Source organism: Enterococcus raffinosus (assembly GCF_019175485.1).
GTDB lineage: Bacteria > Bacillota > Bacilli > Lactobacillales > Enterococcaceae > Enterococcus_A > Enterococcus_A raffinosus.
The window spans coordinates 2,454,515-2,481,051 of sequence record NZ_CP072888.1 but is presented as its reverse complement, the minus strand read 5'-3'; the positions used below and the strand labels follow the sequence as shown (position 1 = coordinate 2,481,051).

Genomic DNA, 26,537 nt, shown 5'->3' with positions numbered 1-26,537 from the left:
CCCGCCCGTTCTTTTGTTAGGGAAGAACCGACGGGGGATTATTTTTTAAGTTTGACGTATCAAATAATCAAAGGCTCCGAGAGCAGCAGTCGCACCTGATCCCATAGAGATAATGATTTGCTTATAGGCGCTGTCAGTACAATCGCCTGCAGCGAAGATTCCATCTACGTTGGTAGCACCATGCTTATCTACTAAAATCTCACCGCGGTCACTCAACTCAACAGTACCAGATAGCCATTCGGTATTTGGCATAAGTCCGATCAAAATGAAGACACCTTCAACATTCAAGGTATGTTCTTCGTTCGTTAAACGATCCGTGTAAGTCAATGCTTCAACATGGGAAGACCCTGTGATTTCTTTTGTCGCTGCGTTCGTAATGACTGTGACGTTAGAAAGGGAGTATAGCTTGTCTTGCAGGACTTGGTCAGCTTTCAATTCTGGTAAGAATTCCAAAACATAGATATGTTTGGCTAATCCAGCCAAATCAATCGCTGCTTCGATTCCAGAGTTTCCGCCGCCGATCACTACGACTTCCTTATCCTTAAATAGAGGGCCGTCACAATGCGGACAATAAGCGATACCTTTATTCTTGAATTCTTTTTCACCAGGAACGTTGATCGCACGCCAACGAGCGCCGGTTGAAAGGATCGCGGTCTTCGCTTTTAGCTGTGCGCCGTTTTCCAATTCAACTTCGATCAAGTCGTTTTTCTGGATGGACTTGGCACGTTGCCCCTTCATGATATCCACGTCATATTGCTTCACGTGATCTTCCACTTGCCGCATCAATTGCGGACCTTCCACGTAAGGAGTACCAATCACATTCTCAATGCCTAATGTTTCTAACACTTGACCACCAAAGGTTTCAACGACCATGCCTGTCTTGATTCCTTTGCGTGCGGCGTAAATCGCGGAGCTCGCACCTGCTGGACCGCCGCCGATGACAAGCACATCAAAGGTTTCCTTGTCGGCGAATTCATCGGCACTCATTGGTCCGCTGACTTTTTCGATGATTTGCTCGATGGTCATCCGACCACTGTCAAAAGTCTCTCCGTTCAACAAGACAGTTGGCACAGCCATAATCTCTTTTTCATCGACTTCGTGTTGGTACATGCTGCCTTCGATCATAGTGTGGGCAATTTTCGGATTTAATACAGCCATAATGTTCAAGGCTTGGACCACATCAGGACAATTATGACAGGTGAGGCTGACATAGGTTTCAAAGTTCAACGTACGATCTATCGATTTGATTTGCTGTGCGACGTTGTCATCAATCTTCGGTGCACGACCGCCAACCTGCAGCAAAGCAAGAATGAAGGAAGTGAACTCATGTCCCATTGGTAGGCCGGCAAAAATGATGCCGCTGGCTTCTGCATCTTTTCGATTGATTTCAAAGCTAGGTGTGCGGGTTAAACTTTTTCCTTCAATAATAATCTTTGCATCCATTTCTGCCACTTCGGTCAGAAACTCTTGCACTTTTTTTGAGTCGTCTGATTCATCTAAACTCGCAGAAAAGACAATCTCTGATTCCAACAAAGCTAGGTATTGTTGGAGCTGTTCTTTCGTTTCGTTATCTAACATAAAGGCTCCTTTACTTTCATGAAATATCGTCATTCTTCATAGTACAGACCCTTCTGACAATCGCGCCGAGGCAAGATTAGCAGAAGGGCCACTAAAAATTTAAATTTTGCCGACTAAGTCAAAGCTTGGTTTTAACGTTTCGCCGTCTTCTTTCCATTTCGCAGGACATACTTCACCTGGATGGGTGCGCACGTATTGCGCAGCACGAATCTTATCGATTAAGCTGCTTGCATCACGGCCGATCCCATCTGCATTGATTTCCATCGCTTGCACGATGCCATCTGGATCGATGATGAAGGTACCGCGTTGAGCCAATCCTGCTTCTTCATCTAAAACATCAAAGATGCGAGAGATATGATGAGACGGATCACCGATCATCGTGTAATTGATTTTGCCGATAGCATCTGACGTGTCATGCCATGCTTTGTGAGTGAAATGAGTATCGGTTGAACAAGAGTATACTTCGACTCCTAGTTCTTGTAATTTTTCATATTGGTCTTGTAAATCCTCTAATTCTGTCGGACAAACGAAGGTAAAATCTGCTGGATAAAAACAAACAACGGACCACTTTCCTTTTAAGGCTTCATCAGAAATCTCGACAAATTTTCCTTGACGATAGGCTTGTGCTTGAAACGCTTCAACTTCTTTTCCAATTAATGACATGAATGTACCCTCCTGAGTAATAGTGAGAAAATTTTCTCTTAATTGATAAAAGGAATTTTGAAAAAGCTAAGTCTTTCTCCCTCTTATTTTAAATAATTATAAACAGAATACGATTCTATTGTAAATGCTTTTTTGGTAGTTTTTTAAAACTATTTATCCAAAAAAGAGAAAAAAATTTTCAATAATGAATTTGATTATCGGTTTTTTCTTTTCCAAATCAAAGGAAGCTTTAGAAAAAAGCGATTGCATTGCCCCTCAAGAGTCGGCATAATTAAGAAAAAGGAAAAGCGGGTGAGAAAATGAAGCGGGTACTTTATTTTTTTTCGTTGGTCATTTTCGGACTTTTTTGCGGCGTGACTGCTTATGGAGAAAATATCTATGTAGAAGATCACGCAGATGTCTTAAGTGCTGAAACAAAAGAAGAAATCAATCAATACAATCAGAAATACAAGAAACTCGAGCTGAGGCCGCAATTCGCGGTCGTTACCCTGAGCGAATTACCAGACGGAAAATCCATCGAGTCTTATGCGAATGAGAAATTCAACGAATTAGGAGTAGGTGATGAGGAACATGATTCTGGTGTTTTGTATGTCATCGCTGTAAAAGATCGAAAACAGCGGATCGAAGTCGGCTATGGACTGGAGGAAACGATTCCTGACGCATTGGCGATGGACCTCATGAACGAGGAAGCCAAGGAGAAATTCCGCGAGGAGAACTATGACGCAGGCGTCTCGATCGTGGCGGCGAATATCAACGATGTTTTAGAAGGAAACAAGACGGTCAAGGATTTCTCACCAGGGATATTTGCCGGATTATCACTTTGGGAGATCATTACGGAACGGATAGGTCCAGTACTTATTGGCTTAGGTATCCTCTACGCTTTCATCTCGACACCGTTGAATAAGCTATTTATCTATCGGAAGGCTCGCAAAGCCTTTGCGGTGGAACTGAAGGATCGATTAAAGGATGCAGATCCCAAATATCAACGCTATTCCACAAGAAAAATAATCCATAGTAAAGAACCGCCGGTTGAAGAAGCGAGAAAGGCTATTAAAAAGCGATACGGCAAACTAAAGCGCAAACGTCCGCTGTATTATGATTTTACCTATGCCTTTGGAACGCTCACTTTATGGAAACTTCTATGGAGTAAAAAGAAAGAGATGCAGAAATACTCCGTGTATTATCATCATCGAGACATGTGGACGAGCAGCAGCTCCAGCAGCAGCGATTCAGGTGGCAGTGATTCTTGGGGCGGCGGCAGCTCTGGTGGTGGTGGAGCAAGTTCTGACTGGTAATGCGATGGACCAATTGTGGTGAAAGATGTAAGGCAGCTTTAAAAATAGATAATAAATAGGTATGGAATGTTCAGTTAACGTTCCATACCTATTTATTTTTGGTCAAAAATGTAAGGAAATGAAGGAATGACACCTAGAAAATAATTACGATAATAAAGGAATAAAACCTTATTTTTGAAATTTTTTTCACAAATTGGGTGAAACAAGAGGAAAATTTTTTCTCTTAAAATCTATTTAAAAAAAAGGGTTCTTTATTTTCAAATAACGCTGTTTTTCATTGGTGCTATGCGTTATTCTAAGTTTCTGGTAGTAAAAAAAATGATGACTTACAGAACAAAATTTAACGTAATTGATAGCGGAAACATGAAAGAAAAATACTCTTGATTGATATTTTCTTTAAGACGCGAAAAATCTTCAAAATAAAGCACTTTTCAAAGCCTATACTATACTTATAAGTCTGCTATTTTATAGAAAACTCTAAAAAGCTGGATCAATTCAATTAAGTGCGCCGCTTAAAGTTTTTAAATAATTAAAAGGAGATAAAAAAATACTGAATTCAATAATTTGAAATGAAGACAGTTTAGTTAAATAGCTAAAGATCAGAAGGATTATATCGGTTATTTCCATAATATTTTTATTTTATAAAGAAAATGGTTTTATTTTTAATAATATCAAATTAATGTAAAATTATTATCGTGATTTTCATCATTTTGAACTCTGTAATTTTTGGAATAAAATTAAATTGTGAATTCCATTGTTTTTTTTTGTAATAGAAAGTATACTAAATTCAGCGGAAAATTTGATTTTTTTTCTGCTGAATTGTGACTTTGGTAACATAAATACTTAGTAAGGGAGGTATGTAGATGAAGAAAATTGTAAGTGGGTTAATTGCACTCATCGCGGTGGTTTTGTTTGTTGGGCCAAGCGCTCATGCGGATGGTGCCATCACTGCTGATGAACAACGGATTCTGACGGAATTAGACCAAGGTGTAACTGTTAGTGGAAAGACGTTCACTGTTAGAGCGAACGAACGTACGCATGCAGAAAATTATTTGAAACAAAATGATCTTTCTGCAGATCAAGTGAACACAGTTGTAGCGCAAATTCAAAAAGTACGCTCAATCATTGCTTCTTCAGGTGTGGATGCTTCAAATATCACTTCTGTTGAACAGTTGATTAAAGCGCTACCTTTGAGTACCCGAAACCAATTGAAGGACGTCATCTCTGTAGCAGCTTCTGCTTTAGGTTTGACCGTCAATTTCTATCCTGGTGGCTACACAATCACTGGAACGAATCTAGGTTCAAGTTCATCTGGGACGACTACTACTGGAAAACCAGCAAGTAGTACAGTCTACTCATCAGGTGGTGCAGTGAAACAGACAGGTATCACACATCTGTCTAGTGCAATTTCTTTCGCAAGCTTACTACTTGTTGCAGCAGGTGCATTTGTAGTAGGACGTAAGAAACTTGCGTAGTACTTCTAGGCTGAAGAGGGTTGGAGCGATGTTGATCGCTCCGATCATCTTTCTGGTTATCGGCTATTCTCTGATGTACGTCATAGGAAGACCTGTAATCCAATTTGTCACTTCTTCTATCCAATTATTTTTATTAACAGATACTCCCGAGTTTGAGGCGACGGAACAGACATTTAAGGCTGTGGACAATAAAAAGATTCCTACCAATGAAAAGAATGAACTTCCATCAAGTAAGGTCAATTACCCAGTGGGGGGACAGCTTTTCGGCAAAGTGAAGATAGATAAAGTACAACTGGATGTTCCTCTATATTTCGGAGATACCGAAGAAATTTTAAGGCAAGGCGCGGGTCAATTCATGGGCTCGGTATACCCTGGGGAACTGGGGACGTCACTGATCGGCGGACACAATGTCGATGATTTCGGCAAGTTAGGCGCTGCTCAAGTAGGCGATACGATCGAGGTTCAGACGACCTACGGCAATTACACCTATCGCATCACGCGACTAGATGTTAGAAACAAGACAGACAAAGAAATCGACGAGATGATCTATCAACGAAACGATCGACGCATCATTCTCTACACCTGTTACCCCTTAGATAGCTTGGGGCTGACAGACGAACGGCTTTTTGCCATCGGAGAATATGTTTCAGGACCGATTATTAATGGAAATGAGTAGGAGGAAAGACAAAGTATGAAACAAGCGACACGAAACGTTCCACGATGGATCTTAGCATTTATCGGGTCTTTACTCCTCTTTGCTGCATTGACGTTGATCTGTATTCGTATGACGCTGTTCAATCAGAACTTTATGATTAAGCAGGTTCGTGAAACAGGATACATCGAGACGATTCGTAAGGACATGACAGAAAGCATCCAAGACTTAGGTCGGGGAAGTAATATCCCGCCAGAAATCTTAGCCGATGTCGTTCCAGAAAAAACAGTTGCTACGAACGTAGAGAACTATATTCGCAGTATCTACCAAGAGGTTCCCTTTGAGCTTCAGGGGGAAGATGAGATCAAGAACAATATCTTGAAGAACGTCAATCAATACGCGCAAGAAAAAAATATCGCGGTGGATGAGACGGTTCAAAGTAATTTGAACAACTTAGCAAATAGCGCGACGAAAAATTACGCGAACTTTATCGAGATTCCATATTTACTAAGCTATGGCAAGAAAGTAATGGCCTTTCAATCGGCTCTGACGATGATTTTGATTATCGTGGGCGTGGCCTTCATCTTAGTATTCTTTGGCTTGCTATTGATGGTTAAGATGAAGCATCAGAAGGTGCGCTGGGGCAGTGTGACTTTTCTCGGAGCTGGGCTGATGATGGTGGTCTTACCAACGATTATTTACTTTAGCGGAGTCATTGAACGACTAGGGATCACATCAGAAGGATTGTATACCTTTGTGACCAGCTATATCAAAGCGTTTAATTTAAGTTTTATTTTTGTCGGATTAGCGTTGACTGTTTTAGCGCTGCTCCTGGTGTTGCTTAGTGAGAGAATGCGCGCCAAAAAAATACATAACGTTCGTTAGTGAAGGGAAAAAAGATGGAAGAAACAATCAGCTTAGAAGAATTATTTCAAGTATTAAAAAAGAAAGCCTTACTGATTCTGATGACAACCATTGCCGGCATCGGTCTTGCGGCAGTCGTTACCTTTTTCTTGATTACGCCTAAGTACGATTCAGCCGCACAGCTGATCGTGCAAAACAATCAATCAGAAGGAACCAATACGAATCTGCAGAATGATATCAATGGCAATGTATTACTGATCAATACATATAAGGACATGATCAAAGGGGATATCGTTATCGACGCGGTTCAAAAGGAGCTGCAAAGTGAATACCAGTACAGCTATAGCAACGCGGAATTAAAAGACATGATCGAAGTGGAGCAGGCGCAGAACTCGCAAATGTTCCAAATTGTCGCGACCTCACCGGAACCACGTAAAGCGGCAACGATCGCCAATGTTACAGCGACTACCTTCCAAGAAAAAGCGGAAGATGTATTAGCGGTCAACAAAGTAACGATCACCTCCAAAGGGGTCGTGCCGTCTAAGGCCGTTTTTCCAAACAATAAGCTGAACCTGTTGATCGGCGCAGTCGTAGGTCTAATGCTCGGTGTCGGCCTTGCATTCCTTACAGAGCTGCTAGATAAGACCGTAAAAGATGAACGCTTTATCATTGAAGCACTAGAGTTGCCAATCCTTGGTCAGGTATCTGAGATAAGCAAAAAAGAATTGTTTGAAAATCGCGGAGCCGCACCGACTCCACAACAAAACCAAAACGACAAACGAGGGACACGAACAGTGCCGACTCGTAATCGAAAACGTGTGTAAGGGGAACAGTTAGATGGCGAAAAAGAAACAAGCAATCACACCAGTGGATTTGATCACGGCGATCAATCCCTTCTCAACCGCAGCTGAGCAATACCGTAAGATTCGGACCAATATCGAGTTTTCTTCAGCAGATAAGAAAATCAAATCCCTTGTTGTAACATCCTCGGGCCCTTCAGAAGGAAAGACAACAACAGCCTCTAATTTGGCAGTTGTGTTCGCCAATGCAGGCAGCCGAGTGGTGTTAGTCGATGCCGATTTGAGAAAACCAAATATCGCATTGAGCTTTAAGGTGCCTAATGTGAACGGTCTAAGCAACTATCTAACAGAAGGCAATGCGGCTCATGCCAGCTTCTTGACAGAAACTGACGTGGAGAACGTCTATCTGACACAAGGCAATACACAAATTGGCAGCAGACTGATCGAAACAAAAATCGAGAATCTATACCTGATGCCAAGTGGACCTACACCGCCCAATCCATCTGAGTTATTAAGCTCAAAACGGATGCAGGAGCTGGTGGATACATTAACGGAGTCCTTTGATCTAGTCATCTTTGACATGCCGCCTGTAGTGACAGTGACAGATGCGCAAATCATGTCCTCTTACGTTGACGGAACGATCTTAGTCGTTCGTGAACGCAAGACCAATAAACAAGCCATTCTTGAAGCAAAGAAATTATTGGATATGGTCAAAGCCAAAATTATCGGAGTCGTCTATAACGGTAAGAAGCAAGGGGAAGACTCTTATTACTATTATGGAACGGAAGGGAAGTAAGGGATCACGAAATGATTGATCTACACAGTCATATCTTGCCAGGTGTGGATGATGGCGCACAGACATTAGAGGACAGTCTTGAAATGGCTCGAAAGGCGATCAGTCAAGGCATCACTCATCTAATGTGTACACCGCATCATAACAACGGAAAGTATAACAATCCAGCAGATAAAATCATTCGAGAGGTCGCGAACCTGCAAGGAGAACTCGATAAGCGCGGACTAGACTTAACGCTGCTTGAAGGACAGGAAGTCAGATTGACCGAATTCCTCTTAACGGCAATTCAGCGAGATGAAATCTTGTTTACCGATTTGGATAATACCTATCTTTTGATTGAATTTCCGACAAATGAGGTGCCCATCTATGCGGAGCAGGTCTTCTACCAGCTACTTAATAGAGGACAGGTTCCTGTCATTGTTCACCCAGAAAGAAACGCAGTCTTTCGAGAAGAACCGAATCGATTGGTTTCTTTTCTTGAAATGGGCACACTAACTCAACTGACCGCACCAAGTATCGTGGGAATCTTCGGTAGCGATATTCAACAGACGGCCAGACAAATGCTAGAGCATAACATGCTGTATATGGTCGCTTCCGATGCACACAATTTGCGGCATCGTACCTTTTTAATGAAGGAAGCATACAAAGAAATCGAGAAAATCGGTGGAAAAGAAATGGTCGAAGCCATGCAGCAAATGGCGAAAGACCTAGTAAATGGGGATCCGGTCACTCGACCGAAGTATCAGGCAATAAAATGAATCATGTGTCAAAGACTTTATCAATAGTTTGTGGGGGGATTAACTATGAAAAGCGAGAAGACTTTTGGGGATGTGGATGGTTTGGATAATAAAAACTTTCCTAATCAGGGACACTCCAAGTTGGTTTGGCTAGATAAGGAAAAAATAGACAATCAAAAAGGCTATGATTTCTTCAAAAGAATCATCGACCTTGTTTTAGGCTGCCTAGGGCTCGTTTTTATCTCCCCTATCCTATTGTGGGTTGCCTATAAAATACATAAAGAAGACCCAAATGCGTCAGTCATATTCAAGCAACAACGCGTTGGACGAAACGGAAAGCTATTCACTATGTATAAGTTCCGTTCGATGTGTTCAAACGCCGAAGAACAACTAGAAGAGCTGCTTGATAAAAACGAATTAAGAGGCGCTATGTTCAAAATCAAGGAAGATCCAAGAATTACAGAGTTCGGTAAGTTTATTCGTCGAACGAGCTTAGATGAATTACCACAATTACTCAATGTCATCAAAGGTGATATGAGTCTGATTGGCCCAAGACCGCCATTGCAGAGAGAAGTTGCTGAATATACACAGTATGATATGCAGCGATTATTAGTAAAACCAGGTTGTTCTGGATTATGGCAAGTAAGCGGGCGAAATGATGTTCATTTTGAAGAAATGGTCGAGTTTGATATTGACTATATACAAAAACGAGGTATTCGATATGATATTTCGTTGATTATTAAAACTGTAAAAATAATGATTAAGCCGGATGGGGCGTATTGATTAGGGAAGAGTGTAGTAATGAAAGTATGTTTAGTTGGTTCAAGCGGTGGGCACTTAACCCATTTATATCTGTTACGAAAGTTCTGGGAGAAGGAGGATCGCTTTTGGGTCACATTTCAAAAAGAAGATGCTGTAAGTATTTTAAAAGAAGAGCAGATGTATCCTTGTTATTATCCAACGAATAGAAATTTAAAAAATTTGCTTAAGAATACTTTTCTCGCAATAAAAATTCTAAAGAAGGAAAGACCAGATTTAATTATTTCTTCAGGTGCAGCTATAGCAGTTCCTTTTTTTTATATAGGAAAATTATTTGGAGCAAAAACAGTTTATATTGAAGTTTTTGATAGAATAGATAAGCCAACTTTGACAGGAAAGTTAGTATATCCTATAACAGATAAGTTTATTGTTCAATGGGAAGAAATGAAAAAAGTTTATCCTAAAGCAATAAATTTAGGAGGGATTTTTTAATGATTTTTGTAACTGTTGGAACCCATGAGCAACAATTTAATAGATTAATTGAAGAAGTAGATAGCTTAATTAAAAAAGAGGTAATTAAAGATAAGGTTATAATGCAAACTGGATACTGTACGTATACTCCTCACTTCTGTGAATACAAAAAATATTTTTCTTATAGTGAAATGGAAAGATATTTTAGGGATGCAGATAAGGTAGTATGTCACGGTGGTCCTTCAACTTTTATGAGTGTCATTAACCAAGGGAAAATTCCAATTGTTGTTCCTAGACTTTTGGAATATGAAGAACATGTAAATAATCATCAATTAGAGTTTGCTCGAAAGGTTAGAGAAAGAGGCTATCCGATTCTTCTAGTGGAAAATATTTTAGAATTAAAAAAATACTTGTTTGAAATTGATATTAATATTAAAAAGAACATCAATGAATACAAGGTAACAAGCAATAATGTAAAATTTGTAACAGATTTCATTGATCTTCTTAAAAACTAGGGGGAAAGATAATATGAACTCCAAATTCAAATATGACTATTTCAGAGTACGGGGTTTTTTTCCTAAAGGTAGTAAAGCTAAGATTGATATTTTTACAAAAAGTAGACTTATGTATATGTACATCGCAAGAGCAGCAGAAGGAAAAAAAGTAAGAAATAGACTCTTCAAACTGATTCTAAAAGTATATGGGCGAAAATTTGGACTTGAGTTTCAGACTGATAACATAGGTGTTGGATTTTCTATGGGTCATGCATTTTGTATTACGATAAATGATTATGCTCAGATTGGCAATAATTGTTCAATAGCGAAGGGAGCAACAATTGGACAAACTGCTAGTGATTTTGGTGAAGACAATATTAAAGCTCCTATTATTGGAAATGAAGTTTGGATTGGAGTAAATGCCACAATAGTTGGAGATGTCAAGATAGGTAACAATGTATTAATAGCTCCAAATGCCTATGTAAATTTTGATGTACCTAGCAATAGTGTTGTTATTGGAAATCCTGGGGAAATACACAAGAAAGAAAATGCGACTGATTTATATATTATAAATAAGATAAAACCTGGAGTTGAAGAACTTTGATACCAAAAAGAATACATTATTGTTGGTTCGGAAATAAGCCAATACCCGATTCTGTAAAGAAATGTATTATGTCATGGAAAATAAATTGCCCTGAGTATGAAATTATTCGATGGGATGAATCTAATTATGATATAAATAAAATTACTTTTATCAAAGAAGCATATCAAGCAAAGAAATACGCATTTGTCTCTGATTATGCACGTTTAGATATTATTTATAATAATGGAGGATTTTACCTAGATACAGATGTTGAACTTATTAAAAGTCTTGATAGATTTTGTGAGGATAAGTGTTTTATGGGATGCGAATTACCTGGAAAAGTTGCTACGGGGCTAGGCTTTGGAGCTACAAAGGGGAGTACTATACTAAAAAGAAATATGGATATTTACGAAAAATCTTCATTCTACGAGAATGGACATCAAAATAGCATTACCTGTGTAGAATACACCAGTAATTTGCTCTTAGAATATGGACTTAAAAAATCCAGAGATATTCAATATTTAGATTCGGGGAATATTACTATCTATCCTACTGAATTTTTTTGTCCTTATAATATGATAACTAAAAAAACAACGATTACTAATAATACTTATTCTATTCACCACTATGATGCTACTTGGTATAGTGAAAATATTCTACTTAAAAAGTGGAAAAAAATGATTTTACCAATGAAAGTTTATCTTAAAAGAATCGTAAATTCTCTTTTTGGAGAAGGTATATACGAAAAAATAAGAAATAGTTTAAAGAGGGATTTATGAAAAAATATGGGATTTTAACATTTCAAAATACAATAAATTACGGTGCAGAACTTCAAATATATGCTCTTTATAATACTTTAAATAGTATGGGATTAAATATACGAATTATTCAATATTATAACGATAATATTGAAAAAAATGAATTTCCGAAATTATTAGATAACTTATCAATGAAGAAACTTCTTTACTATATAGTTAGGTCCTTTACTACTAGAAATAAAAAAAAATCTTTCCGTAAATTTGAAGATGATTATCTTTTGTATTCATCTAATTCATACTGTAAAGACAACTTTTCAAGTCTTTCTGAGGAGTTCGATGCAATTATTGTAGGAAGTGATCAAATTTGGAATACTAATTTGACGGATGGGGATTTAAACTATTTTTTACCGTTAAAAAATGTAGAGAAATACTCATATGCTGCTAGCTTTGGAGTAGGTAATTATCAACATTTGAATAATGTTGATGAAATAGGTAATTTACTTTCTGATTTTAAAGTTATTACATGTCGAGAGTTAGCGGGGAAAGAAATAGTTGAAACAATTAGTCCTAAGTTTGCCTCAGTAGTTTTAGACCCGACTTTTCTGTTAAGCAAGGAAGAGTGGGAAAAGTTTGGAAATATTAGCAATATTAGCAATATTGAGCATGAGAAATATATTTTATTGTACTTTGTAAAGGACAAAGAGATTTTAAACTTCTCACAAAAGTATGCAGCGGAAAACAATCTAAAAGTAAAATATATCAGTATGAGACCTTTTTCAAAGAGAGGTATTGAAACTATAAATGATGCTTCACCTAGAGATTTTATTAATCTTATAAGCAATGCAGAAGCTGTAATAGCTGGAAGTTACCATGGATTTATTCTTTCTTTAAATTTAAATAAGCCAGTACTTGTTTCTCTAGAGTTAGATCCTAAAAATAAGAATTCACGAATGGAAACTATTTTTGAAATATTTGGAATGGACAAAGAAAAGCTCATAATAAATTCTAATAACTATGATAAAGACTTCTTCAAAGATTATGAAAAGATTAATGAGCATATTGAGGATTGGAGATTGAAGTCAATAGATATATTAAAAGAGGTGCTAGATTATGAATAATAGTGAAACTTTGAAGCTGAAATTCAGAAGAGTTTTACCAACTCCTGTTTTCAGTATTTTATCATACATATATAAAGTAGTAGAAAGTATAAACTATAATGTACAAGATAATTCATTATTACTTAAAGCATTGAGTAAAAAAAATCTTTCAAAAAGAAATTATTATGAAGTTTTATTGAATACACATATTTTAGAGAAGGGGTTAAGCAATAAGGAATTCAGAAGTGGATTTGGGAGAGAAAAAATAAAACGTTTATCTTATGAATTAAATATATGTAGAAATGATAGTGGACAACAGAATTTTCCTTATCAGTCAGCTATATCTGTTTTAGCGGAGTATTTAAAGAAACACAATAATGAAAAAGAAGTAAGATCATTCTTTGAAAATATTTTTTCTAGGAAAGTTATGAATGATATTGATTTTTATAGTAATAAGAATGAACCTATATCTGGTGTTAATTTAATTAAAAGAAAGGAACTGGAAATGAAAGTGGGTTCTTTTGAGAGTATAGCTAAAAGTAGATTTTCACTTAGAGAATATGATTTAAAAAAATCGATTAATCCAAATGATCTTAAATGGGCAGTTGATATTGCAAAATTAGCGCCTTCTTCTTGTAATAGACAACCAATAAAAGCCTATTGTGTTCTTTCTGAAATAAAGATATTGAAAATTATGGATAGGCACCATGGAATACAAACAAAACCACAAGGACTCTTCATTATTACAGCGGAGATGTCAGCGTATCCGAATGCAAAGACGCGAAGTCTTCCATATGTAGACGGTGGTCTTTTCATGATGGCGCTAAGTTACGCTTTACAAGAAAAATTTTTAGGAAACGTTATTTTAAATGGATGCCTCAGCAGAAAAGATGAATTAGAAATAAAAAAAATAATTGACATAGAGGAAACCGAAAGAATAATTGGATTTATGTCTTTTGGTCAAATGGACGAATCAATGTTGGTATGTAAATCTAGTAGAATTCCTTTAGAAGAAACTTTAAAATTCGTAGACTAAGATATTGTGAGGATAAAATGTTTAAATTAAATAATTATAGAGGCTTATCAGTTGTTGATACATTACCAATACTTTTATTGTTTTATTCATTATTCGAAGTTTTATCTAGTAGTAAATATGACGACTATATAAATTTCGGTTTTGCTAAATTACTACTTATGGTTACGATTTTTTGTACAACCATTATTCTTTTTATACCTAAAAAATTTCCAGCTAAAATTTTTTTCAGTATAGTATTAGTTATGTGTCTAATTTTAGTATCATCCTTGATTAGCCAAACAATGATTCTTGTTTTAAATAGTTCTCTCATAATTGCTACAGTGTATAATGAAAAGTATATTAATACTTTTAGTAAATTTATTTTTGGGGGATTACTATTGGGAATGATACTAGTTCTAGTAGGATTCTTATTTGGTATTTTACCAGATGTAACTACCTTCGAACATGGAACTATCCGACACTCTTTAGGCTACAAAATCCCTCCTAACATGTCAAATTTTTATTTAGGACTTTTGGCGAATTTCATTTACATAAATAAAGAAAAACCTAAGCATATTTGGAATCTCTTGTTACTCATTCCTTCATTTGAAATATCGAAATATACAGATGGGCGTGCTTCATTTTATTGCACATTATTGTTAGTTTTCTTTACATTAGTTTCCGATATTGTTCAGAAAAAGCTTTTTGATATTTCTAAAATACTATATTATCTTACGTCTATAGCCGGCATTACGATTATAGTATTAAGTGTCTATGATGCTGTTTTCTTTTTTTCTAATCCAATATTACAACAAATTGATTATTTTTTTACAGGAAGACTTAAATGGTTTGCCATTGCATGGAGAGAGTATCCAATAAATTTATTTGGAAATAATGTATCCTACAATATAAATGGCCCAGAAAATGGAATTATCCTAGATAATGTTTTTTTAACAATCTTATTGAGACATGGAATATTAATCTTCTTGATGTGTGTAATCATAATCGGTAAGCTTCTTAAACATTTGAAAAATAATAAAGAAGTGGTAGTTCTCAGTATATGGTTTGTCATCTTTATAAACTCAGCTGTTTCTGCATCATGGATGCCAATTTGGAAATCAATTGTTTTACTCCAGATAGCACAAATGATTGCTGAAAAATGTAAACCTCAAAAAGAATTGGACAATAACTTCCGTTCTTATCAGCTTCGAGCATGGGAAAAAGAAAAGTTGGACTAAACTAAGTAATATACTTAGCTGAAAAAGTGAGTATATTACTTTTTCTATTATTTTTTAACTTCGAATAGAAATAATCTTGAAAAGTCATTTGGTTTGACGACTCTTTAAACAATTTTTTAAAATACAAGATTTTATTACTAAAAATCTTATATTTTATTAGAGGGGAAATATATGAAAAAAATAATAGAGAATTTTTTTTATCAAACTTTATTTCAAATTGTAAAGATAATTGTTCCAGTTTTAACGATTCCCATAGTGTCAAGAGTATTAGGGCCATCAGGTATCGGATTATATAATTATAGCTATTCTATTGCTAATTACTTTGCTCTTGCGGCAGGCCTTGGTATTACAATTTATGGTAATCGAGCAGTATCATTATCATGGAATAGGAATGAGGATGTATCTAAAACATTTTGGGAGATATTAACTCTCAAGACAGTAGTTTCTTTTATAATCATGATTTGCTATTTGATATTTATCGTATTGGCTATAAATGTCGAAGACAGAACAGTTTATATAATACAATCTCTAATCATTTTAGCAGTTACTTTCGATGTATCTTGGTTTTTTATGGGAATAGAAAATTTTAAAAAAACAAGTATTGTTAACACGATAACCCAGTTACTAACTTTCTTTTGTATCCTTATTTTTATTAATAACTCGCATGATATATTGAAATACACCTTTATTCAATCTATGGGGTTGATGTTATCACAACTATTTGTTTGGATATATATTAAGAAATATATTAAGTTTATTAAAGTCACTTTTAAAGATGCTTTTTCACATTTCAAAGGAGCAGTAGCATATTTTATCCCACAAGTAGCTGTCTTTTTATATACAAATTTGAACAAAACTATTGTAGGGGTATTTTTAGGTACAACAGCAGTAGGATATTATACTAATTCATTGCAATTGAACACAGTGTTTATAACAATCATCACAACTTTAGATTTAGTTTTACTACCTCATATGAGTAGTCTATTTGCTCGAGAAAACGTAAAAAAAATCATTAAATTGATGGAAAGGACAATCCATTTACAGTTGTTTTTCTCAATTGCAATTTTTTTTGGCATGCTAATTGTTTATGACAAACTTGTCCCATGGTTTTTTGGTTATGATTTCATTTTTATAAATAAGTTAATTCCATTTTTTTCCATTCTTATAATTATTTGCCCTCTAGGATTAGCAATCTCAAGACAATATTTAATTCCCATTGGAAAAGTGGGACAGTTTAATAGATCAGTAATTATTGGAGCGGGTGTTAATATTTTTTTTAATGCGCTATTATTACCTATGTTAGGGATTTATGGAGTGGTTTTTGCTAATATACTTGCTGAGCTTTTTGTTACAGGTGTAAGAACCAGAGCATTTTTAAAAGAGACGAATTTCAATTTTGATTTCAGAAAAATTATGATATATGTTTTTGCAGGACTTTGTATGTTCATAGTAGCACGTCTTTTTACTAAAAATATGGATGCAACGGTATCAACTAATATCATTCAGATTCTTATTTCTATACCTATATATTTCATAATTACTACGATAGCTAAAGCAAATCCTGTACTGGATTATTTGAAAAAGGGTGATTAGATGCTTCGAATATTACTAAATTCGAATATAGTGAATCAAGAATTTTTTCCAGATATATTTAGAAAAAAATTAATGCAAATTTATTGTGATTCAATTGAAAAAGATTGTCATATAAAACAAATAAAATTTATCGGCGGTAAACAATTGAGGATTGGAAAAAAAACATTTGTCAATCGATTTTGCAACTTTTTTTTACACCCTAAGAATCCATGTAGTTACATCTATTTGGGAGATGAGGTTGCGATTGGTCCTGATGTAAGTTTCATCACTGTAACGCATAATTTTGGAGATGCTTCTAGGAGACAAGGGACTACTATATGCAAACCAATTATAGTAGAAAATGGGTGTTGGATTGGAGCTAGTAGTATTATTTTACCAGGAGTAACTATTAAATCAGGTTCTATAGTTGGCGCAGGAAGTGTTGTTACAAGAGATGTCGATACGAATACTTTAGTAGCGGGAAACCCTGCCCGTGTCATACGGAAGTTATAGAAAATACAGAGATTAGTATGAAAAATAATTTTTTCGTATTTTCTATTAAATATTAATTGTTGAATCCTTCTGTTTTTATTATTGAAAAAGATAGATGATATTGGTCATCGATATTTGTATAGATTTATGTCTGCTAAATATCCTATAATATAATTTGTATGAGTGTGTTCAGATATGCTACATACTATTTAATTAAGGTGAAGATGACTATACTGTTTATTGAATTTAAAGTTATAACTGGTTGATATATAAAATATCTGTGAATCATTGATTCTTTAATACAGTATGTACTACTTTATCACAAATAGAACCATAAGTTGACAGTCACTTTGTTTTTTAATGAAAGCGAGTTGATCTTATGTCTAAACAAAAAAGATCCACCAGTCGCTCTAAAAAAATCCTCCTCTCACTACTAGGAATTTTCCTAGCTCTCCTGCTTGTCATAGTCGGCATCGGAGCGAAGATGTACTATGACGTGCGGTCCACAGCGAATGATGCGTATGAGTCTGTAGATCGGGATGATGCATCGAATAAGCGGCAAGTGAGCTTATCGGATCAGGAGCCGTTTAGTATTTTACTGTTGGGTGTTGATACCGGAGCGCTAGGGCGGACGGAGCAGGGACGCTCGGATACGATGATGGTGGCGACGGTGAATCCGTCATCGGATGAGGTGTTGCTGGTGAGTTTGCCTCGGGATACTTATGCGGAGATCGTTGGTCATGGGACGCAGGATAAGATTAATCATGCGTATGCTTTTGGCGGCGCGGCGATGTCGATGGATACGGTGGCAGAGCTGCTGGATATTCCCATTGATCATTACATAACTATCAACATGCAAGGGATCGAGACGCTAGTCGATGCGGTTGGTGGGATTGAGGTTAACAATCCGTTTGAATTTACATATGAGAAGAAGACATTTCCTAAGGGGCAGCAGGAACTAGATGGTGAAGAGGCGCTGAAGTATTCTCGGATGCGCTATGATGATCCAGAGGGTGATTATGGTCGGCAGGGACGGCAGCGGCAAATTATTACCGGTATTGCGAAGAAAGTATTGAGTACGAAGGGGCTAACGAATTATTCCTCGATTTTGAAAACGATGGGCCAGAATGTAAAGACGGATCTGACCTTCACGGATATGCGAACCTTGATGGGAGATTACCGCGCTGCATTTGGCAATATCCAATCGGATCAACTGAAGGGGGAGGGCTTCATGCAAGATGGCGTTTCTTATCAGCGGATTGATCCAGGAGAGCTGAAGCGTGTTCAAGAGGAATTAAAGGCGCAATTGAAATAGGTGTGATGAAAACCAGAGCGGTTGTCTCTGGTTTTTTCTTTAAGCTTTTCTTGTGGCGGCGCCTTTTTAATGAATCGTTTAAGTTGTTTCGCTATAATTATTTGCTATAAGGTTGTCTGAGGAGGGGATTCGATGAAGAAAATCATTGCAGGTATCATATCTTTTATGCTGAGTTATGGGATGGTCTATTATTTGGTCATGCCGACTTTGCAGAATTATCCTCGCCTGGATTCGATGGCGCAGCGGTTTGAGTATACGGATGAGGCGTTATGGCTGTTTATCTTCTTGAGCTTATGGCTCTTTTATTGGCAATGGGAGCAGAGGAAGCTATGGAATATTTATTTGTATTTGTTTTATAGCGGCTACATCCTATTATTGTTCATCATGCTGTTCACGAAAGCGAAGGCGTATCATTCCTTTAATTTGAATCCCTTTGAGTTGTACTTGAACAATGGGCAGCAGATTATCGAGTTGATATTGAATACTGGATACTTTATCCCTCTTGGCTGCTTGTATGGATTACGGGCAAAGCCGGTTGAGGCGGCAGTGATCGCCTTGATCACGATTCTTGGGATCGAGACGATCCAATATGTGTTCTACATTGGCACGTTTGATATTTGGGATATTTTTACAAACTTTGCGGGATGTCTCATCGGCTACTTCCTTTGCCTGCAAATAAAAAAGAGAATCGCGTAACTGAGTAAATGCAGATCAGTCATCCTAAGCTGGATGAGGATCTGCATTTTTTTATGTTTCTTGTGCATAGAAAAGAGCTATTTTGATCTTTTGGCGAGTTGATTATTCACTCAATCAATAGTTTATAAATGATTGATAGAAAAAACAGCAAAAAGAGAGCGCTTGCTTTATCAGTTAATAAGAGAACTATTTTAATAATTAAAAAGTTAACCAATCGGAAAATCTGATTAATTCTATCGACTTTTATTAAAACGACTCTGATTGTTTGGTATTTGATAATACATAAATAATTTGATGTTTCTTACATTTATATTCTTCTCATTTTCTGTTTATTAGGACCTTGAAATATTATTTATAAATCGGATTGTTTTTACGCAGATAGAAAAGTATACTAATATCATCAAAAATATTATTTTTATCATATAGAAATGCATAATTAGCAAAGGGGAAATGTTGGTGGGAAAAATTATTCGTACATTTATTGATTTCGTCATCATTGAGCTGAAGATTCAAGGAAAAGAAGCGACTCTTTCTGATGAAAAAAGTATCTTGATAGGTCGATCGAATAGGGAGTGGTCTGTGTGTCTTGCGAATTTCTTTGCAAGTTTACAGTGGATTCTGCATTCCTTCGTCATAGGAGGTAGATGCTTTGCATAGTTCATCGAAGTTAAAGAGACTCAGTATTACGGTGATTGTGCCGCTTATTTTTTTGATGGGCGGGTATTCGTTGATCTATCTCGTGGGCAAGCCAGTCATCCAATTTGTGACGTCTTCTATCCAGCTTTTTCTATTAACGGATACGCCGACGTTTGAGTCGGCGGAGCAGTCCTTTGAGCCAATTGATAATAAGAATGTCGTTGTAAATAGTAAAAAGGAATTGCCCTCGACGAAGGTCGCGTATCCGGTGGGCGGTCAAATCTTTGGAAAAGTAAAGATAGCCAGCGTCCGCTTGTGTGTCCCTTTATATTTCGGGGATAGTGAAGAGATTTTACGGAAGGGTGCGGGACAATTCATGGGCTCGGTCTATCCTGGGGAGATCGGCACTTCGCTGATCGGCGGGCATAATGTCGATGATTTTGGCAAGCTCGGAACGGTTCCAGTGGGTGATCGAATCGAGATTCAGACCACTTATGGAAATTATACGTATCGTGTCACTCAGATAGAAGTGAAGGGTAAAAAGGACCCAGTGATTGATCGTATGATCTATCAGCGGAATGAGCGACGACTCATTCTCTATACGTGCTACCCGATCGATAGTTTAGGCTTAACCGATCAACGATTGTTTGTCAGTGGAAAATATGAGTCTGGCCCAAGGATCAATGAAAATGAGTAGGAGGTGAGCTTGGAATGAATCAAATGACACGGAACATCCCCCGTTGGATTTTAGCTTTTATTGGCTCACTGCTTCTCTTTGCCGCAGGTGCGCTGCTTTGCGTTCGTCTGACCTTGTTCAATCAAAACTTTATGATCCAGCAAATGCATCAAGCAAAATACATTGAAACGATTCGCAAAGACGTGACGGAGAGCATTCAGGATGTGGGGCGGGGCAGCAATATCCCGCCAGAGGTCTTAAGCGATGTGGTTACAGAAGAGTTAGTGACGATCAATGTGGAGAACTATATTCGCGGCATTTATCAAAACATCCCCTTTCAGCTTCAGGGGGAGGATCAGATCAAAGAGAATATCTTGAAGAACGTGGATCAATACGCGCAAGAGAAGAATATCTCGATTGATGAGTCGACCGAAAAGAATTTAACCAATTTAGCGGAAACGGCGGCTAAAAATTTTTCGGCGTATATTGAGATCCCTTATTTAATGAGCTATGGACAGAAGGTCATGGCCTTTGAATCCTCATTGAATGTCATTATGTTTGTTGTGGGGGCGGCCTTTTTACTAATATTTGCGGGGCTGCAATTGATGATCAAGATGACGCATCAGAGGGTTCGCTGGAGCAGCATTACCTTTTTTGGCGCAGGCTTGATGCTTGAGACATTGCCGACGATTATCTATTTCAGTGGGGGGATCCAGCGGCTAGGGATTACCTCAGAGGGACTCTATCGTTTCGTTACCTCCTATGTGACGAGCTTTGATTTGAGTTTCGTATTTGTTGGATTGGCAGTGATCGGAGTCGCGATCATTTTAGTCATTATCAGTGAAAGAATGCGTGATAAAAGACTATTTACTATTCACTAGCAGGAGGGAAAGATGGAAGAGACAAGCAGCTTAGAAGGAATGCTTCAGATTTTGAAACGAAAACTCGCGTGGATTGTCCTGACGATGATTGCAGGGCTAGGGCTCGCAGCCGGTGTGACCTTTTTCTTGATTGCACCGAAATACGATTCAGCGGCCCAGCTAATTGTGCAAAGTGATCAAGAAGAAGGCGGCAGTGGGAATCTACAAAATGATATCAACGGAAATGTTCTGTTGATTAACACCTACAAAGATATGATCAGGAGCGATATTGTCATTGATGCGGTTCAAAAGAAGCTGCAGGATGATTATCAATCTCTTTACAGTAATAGCGAATTAAAAAGTATTTTGGAAGTAGAACAGGCACAGAACTCGCAAATGTTCCAGATTATCGCGACTTCTCCTGAACCACGAAAAGCGGCGTTAATCACGAACACAACAGCAAAAACTTTTCAGGAAAAAGCAGAGGAAGTACTAGCCGTTAATAAGGTGACGATCACTTCAGAAGCAGCGGTCTCTTCTAAGTCGGTCTTCCCTAATCATACATTGAACTTATTAATCGGGACTGTGTTAGGCATGATGATTGGTATGGGTCTGGCCATTTTGATCGAATGGCTGGATAAAACAGTGAAGGACGAACGCTACATCGTAGAGGCTTTGGGCCTGCCTGTTCTAGGGCAAGTTTCTGAGGTTCATCCTAAGGAACGGGTTAGAAGGCATAGAATTATCGTGACAGCTCAGGAGGATCGTGCAGTTACCTGGGGCACGGGCACTCAACCACCTCAGCGAAAGCGCAGACGAGTCTAAAAAATTGAATCGGAGAAATGAAAAGAATAGCTGGATCTAAGTTTTAAGATTCAGTGATTTGACAGTGGACCATCGTTTTTTATTTCTTTTCGTACTATGTAGGATGTTGGAGGAATTTGGGATGAAAAGTGAGAAGACCTTTTGGCACATGAGTAATTTGAACAGCGGCATCTATGTGGATCAAGAACACACGCAAGGAATCTGGCTAGATAAAGAAAAGATCGAAGAGCAAACCGCTTATGAGCTTGTTAAAAGAATCCTTGATTTACTTTTAGCTAGCAGCGGTCTGATTCTTATTTCCCCGGTCATGCTGTAGATCGCCTATAAAATACATAAGGACGAACCAGCTTGTCCAGTGATCTTCGCACAAAAACGTGTAGGAAGGAATGGCAAACTATTCACGATGTATAAGTTCCGTTCGATGTGTGTCGATGCAGATGAACAGTTAACGGGACTCCTAAAGAAAAATTAGCTCAAAGGAGCGATGTTTAAAATTAAGGAAGATCCAAGGATAACGGAATTCGGCAAATTCATTCGTCGTACAAGCTTAGATGAGCTTCCCCAGCTGATCAATGTCATCAAAGGAGACATGAGTCTCATAGGGCCGCGACCGCCCTTGCAAAGAGAAGTCGCTGAATACACGCAGGTTGATCTGCAACGTTTACTGGTGAAGCCGGGCTGTTCGGGACTGTGGCAAGTTAGTGGCCGCAATGAAGTCGACTTCGATGAGATGGTGAAATTTGATCTCATGTATATACAGACTCGAAGCATCAGACAGGATCTTTCGTTGATTCTTAAAACGATAAAGGTCATGCTGAAACCGGATGGGGCGTATTAGCTGCAGTTTGTAGTCAAGCTCTATCAGGGTCCATAAAATAATTAAAAACTTTTTTAAGCTTAGATATAGCACGAGAAGATAAGGAGCTCGATCCTCATTTTTCGTGCTATTTTTTGTTCTTTCAAGATTGAGCCAACTCTTTTATAGTGATCATGGGATGACTATAGGAAATTTATTGTCTGTTTCCTTAGTAAGATGATTAAAATCAGCGGATACAAATTGCATAATAAAGGACTGGAGAGAAAATCTTCAGCTTTTTTTATTATAAAAGCGATTTATAATTAATTTTAATAACTTATCCTCGGAAATATATTTATAATTATTTTTATTTTGATTTTTATATATGAAATTGTTTGAAATTTTAATCAAATAATAGTAATATTAAATTATAAAAGCTATATTATAGTTATCATTTTTCTTCTAATTTGAATTATATTGCTTTTTTGATAAGAGTGTTTTTTCGAATGATTCAATAGTTAAAAAAGGAGGTGTGGATGTTAGAAAAATTGTATGTATATAGAAGTCGCTATCATCAGTTTTAGTGTAGAAATGAGATAAAAAATAGTTTGTTTGCGACTATTTTTTGAAAAGAAATGCAGATTTCGAATGATAGCGAAACGACTAGAGTTCATCCATTAAAGTTTAACGTGGTTGTATTTGATTTTTGTACTATGACTTTTTTGAGGAAACTTTGCAAAATCGAAAATAAATTACTTATGAAAAGGGGAAAGAAGATGAGAAAAAGAGTTCATCGAATTGTGACATTATTATTTATTGTATTTTCAATAATCGCAGGAGGGGCACCAATAGTCGCCGCCAATGATGCTATCAGACCCGATATAAATGGGAGTGGAACTTTAACGATCCACAAACACTGGGCAGAAGACAATAGCCAAATCGGTAGTGAAGGAAATGGGAAAGAACAGACAGTAAATAATTCACCAGTTGAAGGTGTTGTTTTCAATATTTATGAATTAACACCTATTGCTGGTAACGAAGAACTAACTCCTCCATCAGAAAAAGATGGGGCTGTTTATGAAGTTAACAGTGCCAGAACAGAACTGACAATAACATTTAAAGGAAACACATATAAATATACAATGGGGACAAAACAAACAGGAACGACTGATTCAACAGGTGTATATAAATTTGAAGGTTTAGAAGGGTTTTATTATGTGGAAGAAGATTTGGCGATGTCCAATCCAACTGTTAATGGAGAAACAGTAAAAATAGCAACTCCTGCGAAACCGTTTATTGTTTCTGTTCCAATGACCAATCCTAATGGTGATGGCTGGTTCAAAGATATACATGTTTATCCAAAAAATCAGGGAATGACACCCGAAAAAACTGTGAATAATGGAAGTGGAAATTCTGTAAATATTGGAGATAAATTAGATTTTGGGATTAAAGTTGCGATTCCTAGTGATATTGGTGATTCAGAATATAAAGTTTTTAACATCAACGATAAGCTTGATGAAGCCCTGACTTACTTAACGAATAGTACTAAAGTTTACGCTTATAAGTTTGTTAATAATATCTGGGAAAAGGTTGAGGTTACTACAGGGGTTAATGCCGTTTTTACTGCCGGAACCAATACGGTTTCTGTCGAGTTTACAGAAGCTGGAAGAGCTGAATTGGCTCGCTTGATGACTCAGACCGGCGGAAATTATACTCACGTTGGAATTGAATTTAGTGCAAATGTCAATGAGAACGTACTATCTAAGCCTAATTATACTGTTAAGAACCAGGGGGAGATTGAATGGAACAATACTCCTGGAGATGAAACAGAAAAAACACCTACCACTGAAACAGAAACAAATACTGGTGATGTAGAAATTGATAAGGAAGATCAATCAGGGGCTGATTTGAAAGATGCTGAATTTCAAATTGCTGCAACTAAAGAAGATGCGGAAAATGGAAATAAGTACATCAAAGTCAAAGTAGACAGTAATGACAAAATCACAGACATAGTTTATCCAGGTGATGCTGATTATAATACTGCTTTGAACTGGATCATTCGTCCACATGCTGATGCTGGAGAACTTGGGGTAGATAATGATACGAGTACGTTTTATGCTAATAAATTTCAGGCCCTGCAGACACATACTGGAACCGATGATAAGAAAGAAGCATTGAAATATTATGTAGTAGAAACGAAAACACCTGAAGGCTATAACCTGTTAGATGCTCCAGTTGAGGTTAATTTTGAAGAAGAAAACTCGGAACATATCGTAACAAAGAAAATAGTTAACTCTCATGGATTCAAATTACCGAACACTGGTAGTTTGGGCATGATTGTTTTGACCATCGTTGGAATTATTTTGATCGGCTTAGCGATCTTGATGTTCTTGCCAAAAAAACGTCGTTCATAAAAACAAGTGTTGTGGGGAAGGAATCTTCCCCACACTCTTTTGAAAATAGGAATATTTTTTGTGCAATAAGACTTTCATCTTAAAGAAAAGCAACTTACTAAATATAATAAGTTGTTTTTCTCTGAAATGAAGTTGGGAGGAAAAAGATGGCAAAAAAAATCTTGAGTATCCTGTTGTTAGTCGCAGGATTATTGGCCTTAGGTTATCCCTCCATAAGTAAATACCTTTCAGACAGAAATAGTTCATATACAACGGATACTTATGAGAAAAAGATTCAGGCGATGGACAAAGACCGGCTGAAGAAATTACGGCAGGAAGCAGAAGAATATAATGAAAATTTGACTGGCTCACCGGTACATGACCCCTTTGTCCCAGGTTCTGGGATCGTGATGCCCAAAAATTACTACCACGTGCTAAATGTTGACGGTGTGATGGCAAGTGTGGAGATTCCAAAGATCAATGTTAAGCTGCCGGTCTATCATGGAACGAGCGAAGACGTTTTGAAAAAGGCTCCTGGTCACTTGGAAGGTTCAACACTTCCGATTGGTGGTAAAGGACGTCATGCGGTCATTACGGGGCATACAGGTTTAGCAAATGCAAAGGTTTTTACTGATTTAGTGGAATTAAAAGCGGACGATAAATTTTATATAAAAGTATTAGGAAAAACGTTAGCATACAAAATCGATCAAATCCAAGTAATCGAACCAAACCATACTGAAGCTTTGAAGACGGTGTCTGGGAAGGATTACGTCACTTTATTAACCTGTACGCCATATGGGGTTAATAGTCATCGGTTATTGGTTCGGGGAGTTCGAGTCAAGTATGATTCAAAACAACAAAAGGATACAGAACAAAATGGTCTGACAAGTGAGCAAAAAATACTGATTCTTGCGGCAGTCATTACGTCAGTTGTCATGCTGATTGTGATTATCGTGGTGAGTTTATATAGAAGAAAAAAGGGATAATTGCAGTGAAAAAAAGTC

The 26,537-nt window shown here is 37.2% G+C and carries 26 protein-coding genes and 1 pseudogene; 25 read left to right on the top strand and 2 right to left on the bottom strand.

The features are described from left to right. Window positions 1–45: 45 nt before the first annotated feature. On the bottom strand, window positions 46–1,578 hold the full coding sequence (gene ahpF, locus J9537_RS12125; RefSeq protein WP_010745493.1) for an alkyl hydroperoxide reductase subunit F: 1,533 nt from the start codon (window positions 1,576–1,578) through the stop codon (window positions 46–48). A 99-nt stretch (window positions 1,579–1,677) separates the two neighbouring features. After that, a complete protein-coding gene (gene ahpC, locus J9537_RS12120) occupies window positions 1,678–2,241 on the bottom strand; it encodes an alkyl hydroperoxide reductase subunit C (RefSeq protein ID WP_010745494.1) in 564 nt (187 codons plus the stop codon). A gap of 299 nt (window positions 2,242–2,540) precedes the next feature. On the opposite strand from ahpC, the gene J9537_RS12115 reads away from it, so the two are divergent. The 25 genes and pseudogenes from J9537_RS12115 to J9537_RS11995 all read left to right on the top strand — a co-directional run bounded on the left by J9537_RS12115 (window position 2,541) and on the right by J9537_RS11995 (window position 26,519). Next, window positions 2,541–3,536 carry a TPM domain-containing protein gene (locus J9537_RS12115; protein ID WP_010745495.1) on the top strand — a complete coding sequence of 332 codons (996 nt, stop codon included), beginning with the start codon at window positions 2,541–2,543 and terminating at the stop codon, window positions 3,534–3,536. 863 nt (window positions 3,537–4,399) lie between these two features. Beyond that, the gene (locus tag J9537_RS12110) at window positions 4,400–5,011 is read left to right on the top strand and encodes a hypothetical protein (protein ID WP_010745496.1); all 612 of its coding nucleotides are present in this window, start codon (window positions 4,400–4,402) and stop codon (window positions 5,009–5,011) included. 28 nt (window positions 5,012–5,039) lie between these two features. Continuing rightward, window positions 5,040–5,687 (top strand): class D sortase, encoded by a 648-nt coding sequence (locus J9537_RS12105; RefSeq protein WP_028020521.1) that lies wholly within the window; start codon window positions 5,040–5,042, stop codon window positions 5,685–5,687. Between the two features lie 15 nt (window positions 5,688–5,702). Continuing rightward, window positions 5,703–6,548: a hypothetical protein gene (locus J9537_RS12100; protein ID WP_010745498.1), complete on the top strand. Its 846-nt coding sequence runs from the start codon at window positions 5,703–5,705 to the stop codon at window positions 6,546–6,548. Window positions 6,549–6,562: 14 nt separating this feature from the next. Further along, the gene (locus J9537_RS12095; protein ID WP_010745499.1) at window positions 6,563–7,351 is read left to right on the top strand and encodes a YveK family protein; all 789 of its coding nucleotides are present in this window, start codon (window positions 6,563–6,565) and stop codon (window positions 7,349–7,351) included. Window positions 7,352–7,364: 13 nt separating this feature from the next. Further along, entirely contained in the window at window positions 7,365–8,123 is a 759-nt protein-coding gene (locus J9537_RS12090; protein ID WP_010745500.1) for a CpsD/CapB family tyrosine-protein kinase, read from the top strand. Between the two features lie 11 nt (window positions 8,124–8,134). After that, window positions 8,135–8,878 carry a tyrosine-protein phosphatase gene (locus tag J9537_RS12085; protein ID WP_010745501.1) on the top strand — a complete coding sequence of 248 codons (744 nt, stop codon included), beginning with the start codon at window positions 8,135–8,137 and terminating at the stop codon, window positions 8,876–8,878. Window positions 8,879–8,923: 45 nt separating this feature from the next. After that, window positions 8,924–9,640 carry a sugar transferase gene (locus J9537_RS12080; RefSeq protein ID WP_010745502.1) on the top strand — a complete coding sequence of 239 codons (717 nt, stop codon included), beginning with the start codon at window positions 8,924–8,926 and terminating at the stop codon, window positions 9,638–9,640. A gap of 18 nt (window positions 9,641–9,658) precedes the next feature. After that, window positions 9,659–10,108, top strand: coding sequence for a PssD/Cps14F family polysaccharide biosynthesis glycosyltransferase (pssD, locus tag J9537_RS12075; RefSeq protein WP_010745503.1), 450 nt, complete (start codon window positions 9,659–9,661; stop codon window positions 10,106–10,108). Next, window positions 10,108–10,602 carry a glycosyltransferase gene (locus J9537_RS12070; protein ID WP_010745504.1) on the top strand — a complete coding sequence of 165 codons (495 nt, stop codon included), beginning with the start codon at window positions 10,108–10,110 and terminating at the stop codon, window positions 10,600–10,602. The genes pssD and J9537_RS12070 overlap by 1 nt, the downstream gene beginning before the upstream one ends. A 13-nt stretch (window positions 10,603–10,615) precedes the next feature. Next, window positions 10,616–11,185 carry a serine acetyltransferase gene (locus J9537_RS12065; RefSeq protein WP_010745505.1) on the top strand — a complete coding sequence of 190 codons (570 nt, stop codon included), beginning with the start codon at window positions 10,616–10,618 and terminating at the stop codon, window positions 11,183–11,185. Then, window positions 11,182–11,943 carry a glycosyltransferase family 32 protein gene (locus J9537_RS12060; RefSeq protein ID WP_010745506.1) on the top strand — a complete coding sequence of 254 codons (762 nt, stop codon included), beginning with the start codon at window positions 11,182–11,184 and terminating at the stop codon, window positions 11,941–11,943. The genes J9537_RS12065 and J9537_RS12060 overlap by 4 nt, the downstream gene beginning before the upstream one ends. Further along, a complete protein-coding gene (locus J9537_RS12055) occupies window positions 11,940–13,040 on the top strand; it encodes a polysaccharide pyruvyl transferase family protein (protein WP_010745507.1) in 1,101 nt (366 codons plus the stop codon). The genes J9537_RS12060 and J9537_RS12055 overlap by 4 nt, the downstream gene beginning before the upstream one ends. Continuing rightward, the gene (locus tag J9537_RS12050; protein ID WP_010745508.1) at window positions 13,033–14,055 is read left to right on the top strand and encodes a nitroreductase family protein; all 1,023 of its coding nucleotides are present in this window, start codon (window positions 13,033–13,035) and stop codon (window positions 14,053–14,055) included. The genes J9537_RS12055 and J9537_RS12050 overlap by 8 nt, the downstream gene beginning before the upstream one ends. A 17-nt stretch (window positions 14,056–14,072) precedes the next feature. Continuing rightward, window positions 14,073–15,272 (top strand): hypothetical protein, encoded by a 1,200-nt coding sequence (locus J9537_RS12045; protein ID WP_010745509.1) that lies wholly within the window; start codon window positions 14,073–14,075, stop codon window positions 15,270–15,272. 171 nt (window positions 15,273–15,443) lie between these two features. Further along, a complete protein-coding gene (locus J9537_RS12040) occupies window positions 15,444–16,865 on the top strand; it encodes an oligosaccharide flippase family protein (RefSeq protein WP_010745510.1) in 1,422 nt (473 codons plus the stop codon). Continuing rightward, the gene (locus J9537_RS20795) at window positions 16,866–17,357 is read left to right on the top strand and encodes a DapH/DapD/GlmU-related protein (RefSeq protein ID WP_010745511.1); all 492 of its coding nucleotides are present in this window, start codon (window positions 16,866–16,868) and stop codon (window positions 17,355–17,357) included. A gap of 358 nt (window positions 17,358–17,715) precedes the next feature. Then, window positions 17,716–18,651: an LCP family glycopolymer transferase gene (locus J9537_RS12030; RefSeq protein WP_028020519.1), complete on the top strand. Its 936-nt coding sequence runs from the start codon at window positions 17,716–17,718 to the stop codon at window positions 18,649–18,651. A 132-nt stretch (window positions 18,652–18,783) separates the two neighbouring features. Further along, window positions 18,784–19,347, top strand: a complete 564-nt coding sequence (locus J9537_RS12025; protein WP_010745513.1) for a VanZ family protein — start codon at window positions 18,784–18,786, stop codon at window positions 19,345–19,347. A 649-nt stretch (window positions 19,348–19,996) separates the two neighbouring features. After that, complete coding sequence (locus J9537_RS12020; RefSeq protein ID WP_010745514.1) at window positions 19,997–20,680, top strand: class D sortase; 684 nt, start codon at window positions 19,997–19,999, stop codon at window positions 20,678–20,680. Between the two features lie 14 nt (window positions 20,681–20,694). Further along, entirely contained in the window at window positions 20,695–21,540 is an 846-nt protein-coding gene (locus tag J9537_RS12015) for a hypothetical protein (protein ID WP_010745515.1), read from the top strand. Window positions 21,541–21,552: 12 nt separating this feature from the next. Continuing rightward, window positions 21,553–22,344 carry a YveK family protein gene (locus J9537_RS12010; protein ID WP_028020516.1) on the top strand — a complete coding sequence of 264 codons (792 nt, stop codon included), beginning with the start codon at window positions 21,553–21,555 and terminating at the stop codon, window positions 22,342–22,344. 121 nt (window positions 22,345–22,465) lie between these two features. Continuing rightward, window positions 22,466–23,182: pseudogene (locus tag J9537_RS12005) on the top strand (sugar transferase). A gap of 734 nt (window positions 23,183–23,916) precedes the next feature. After that, the gene (locus J9537_RS12000) at window positions 23,917–25,554 is read left to right on the top strand and encodes a SpaH/EbpB family LPXTG-anchored major pilin (protein WP_010745519.1); all 1,638 of its coding nucleotides are present in this window, start codon (window positions 23,917–23,919) and stop codon (window positions 25,552–25,554) included. 146 nt (window positions 25,555–25,700) lie between these two features. Continuing rightward, on the top strand, window positions 25,701–26,519 hold the full coding sequence (locus J9537_RS11995; protein WP_010745520.1) for a class C sortase: 819 nt from the start codon (window positions 25,701–25,703) through the stop codon (window positions 26,517–26,519). The last annotated feature ends 18 nt before the right edge of the window (window positions 26,520–26,537 follow it).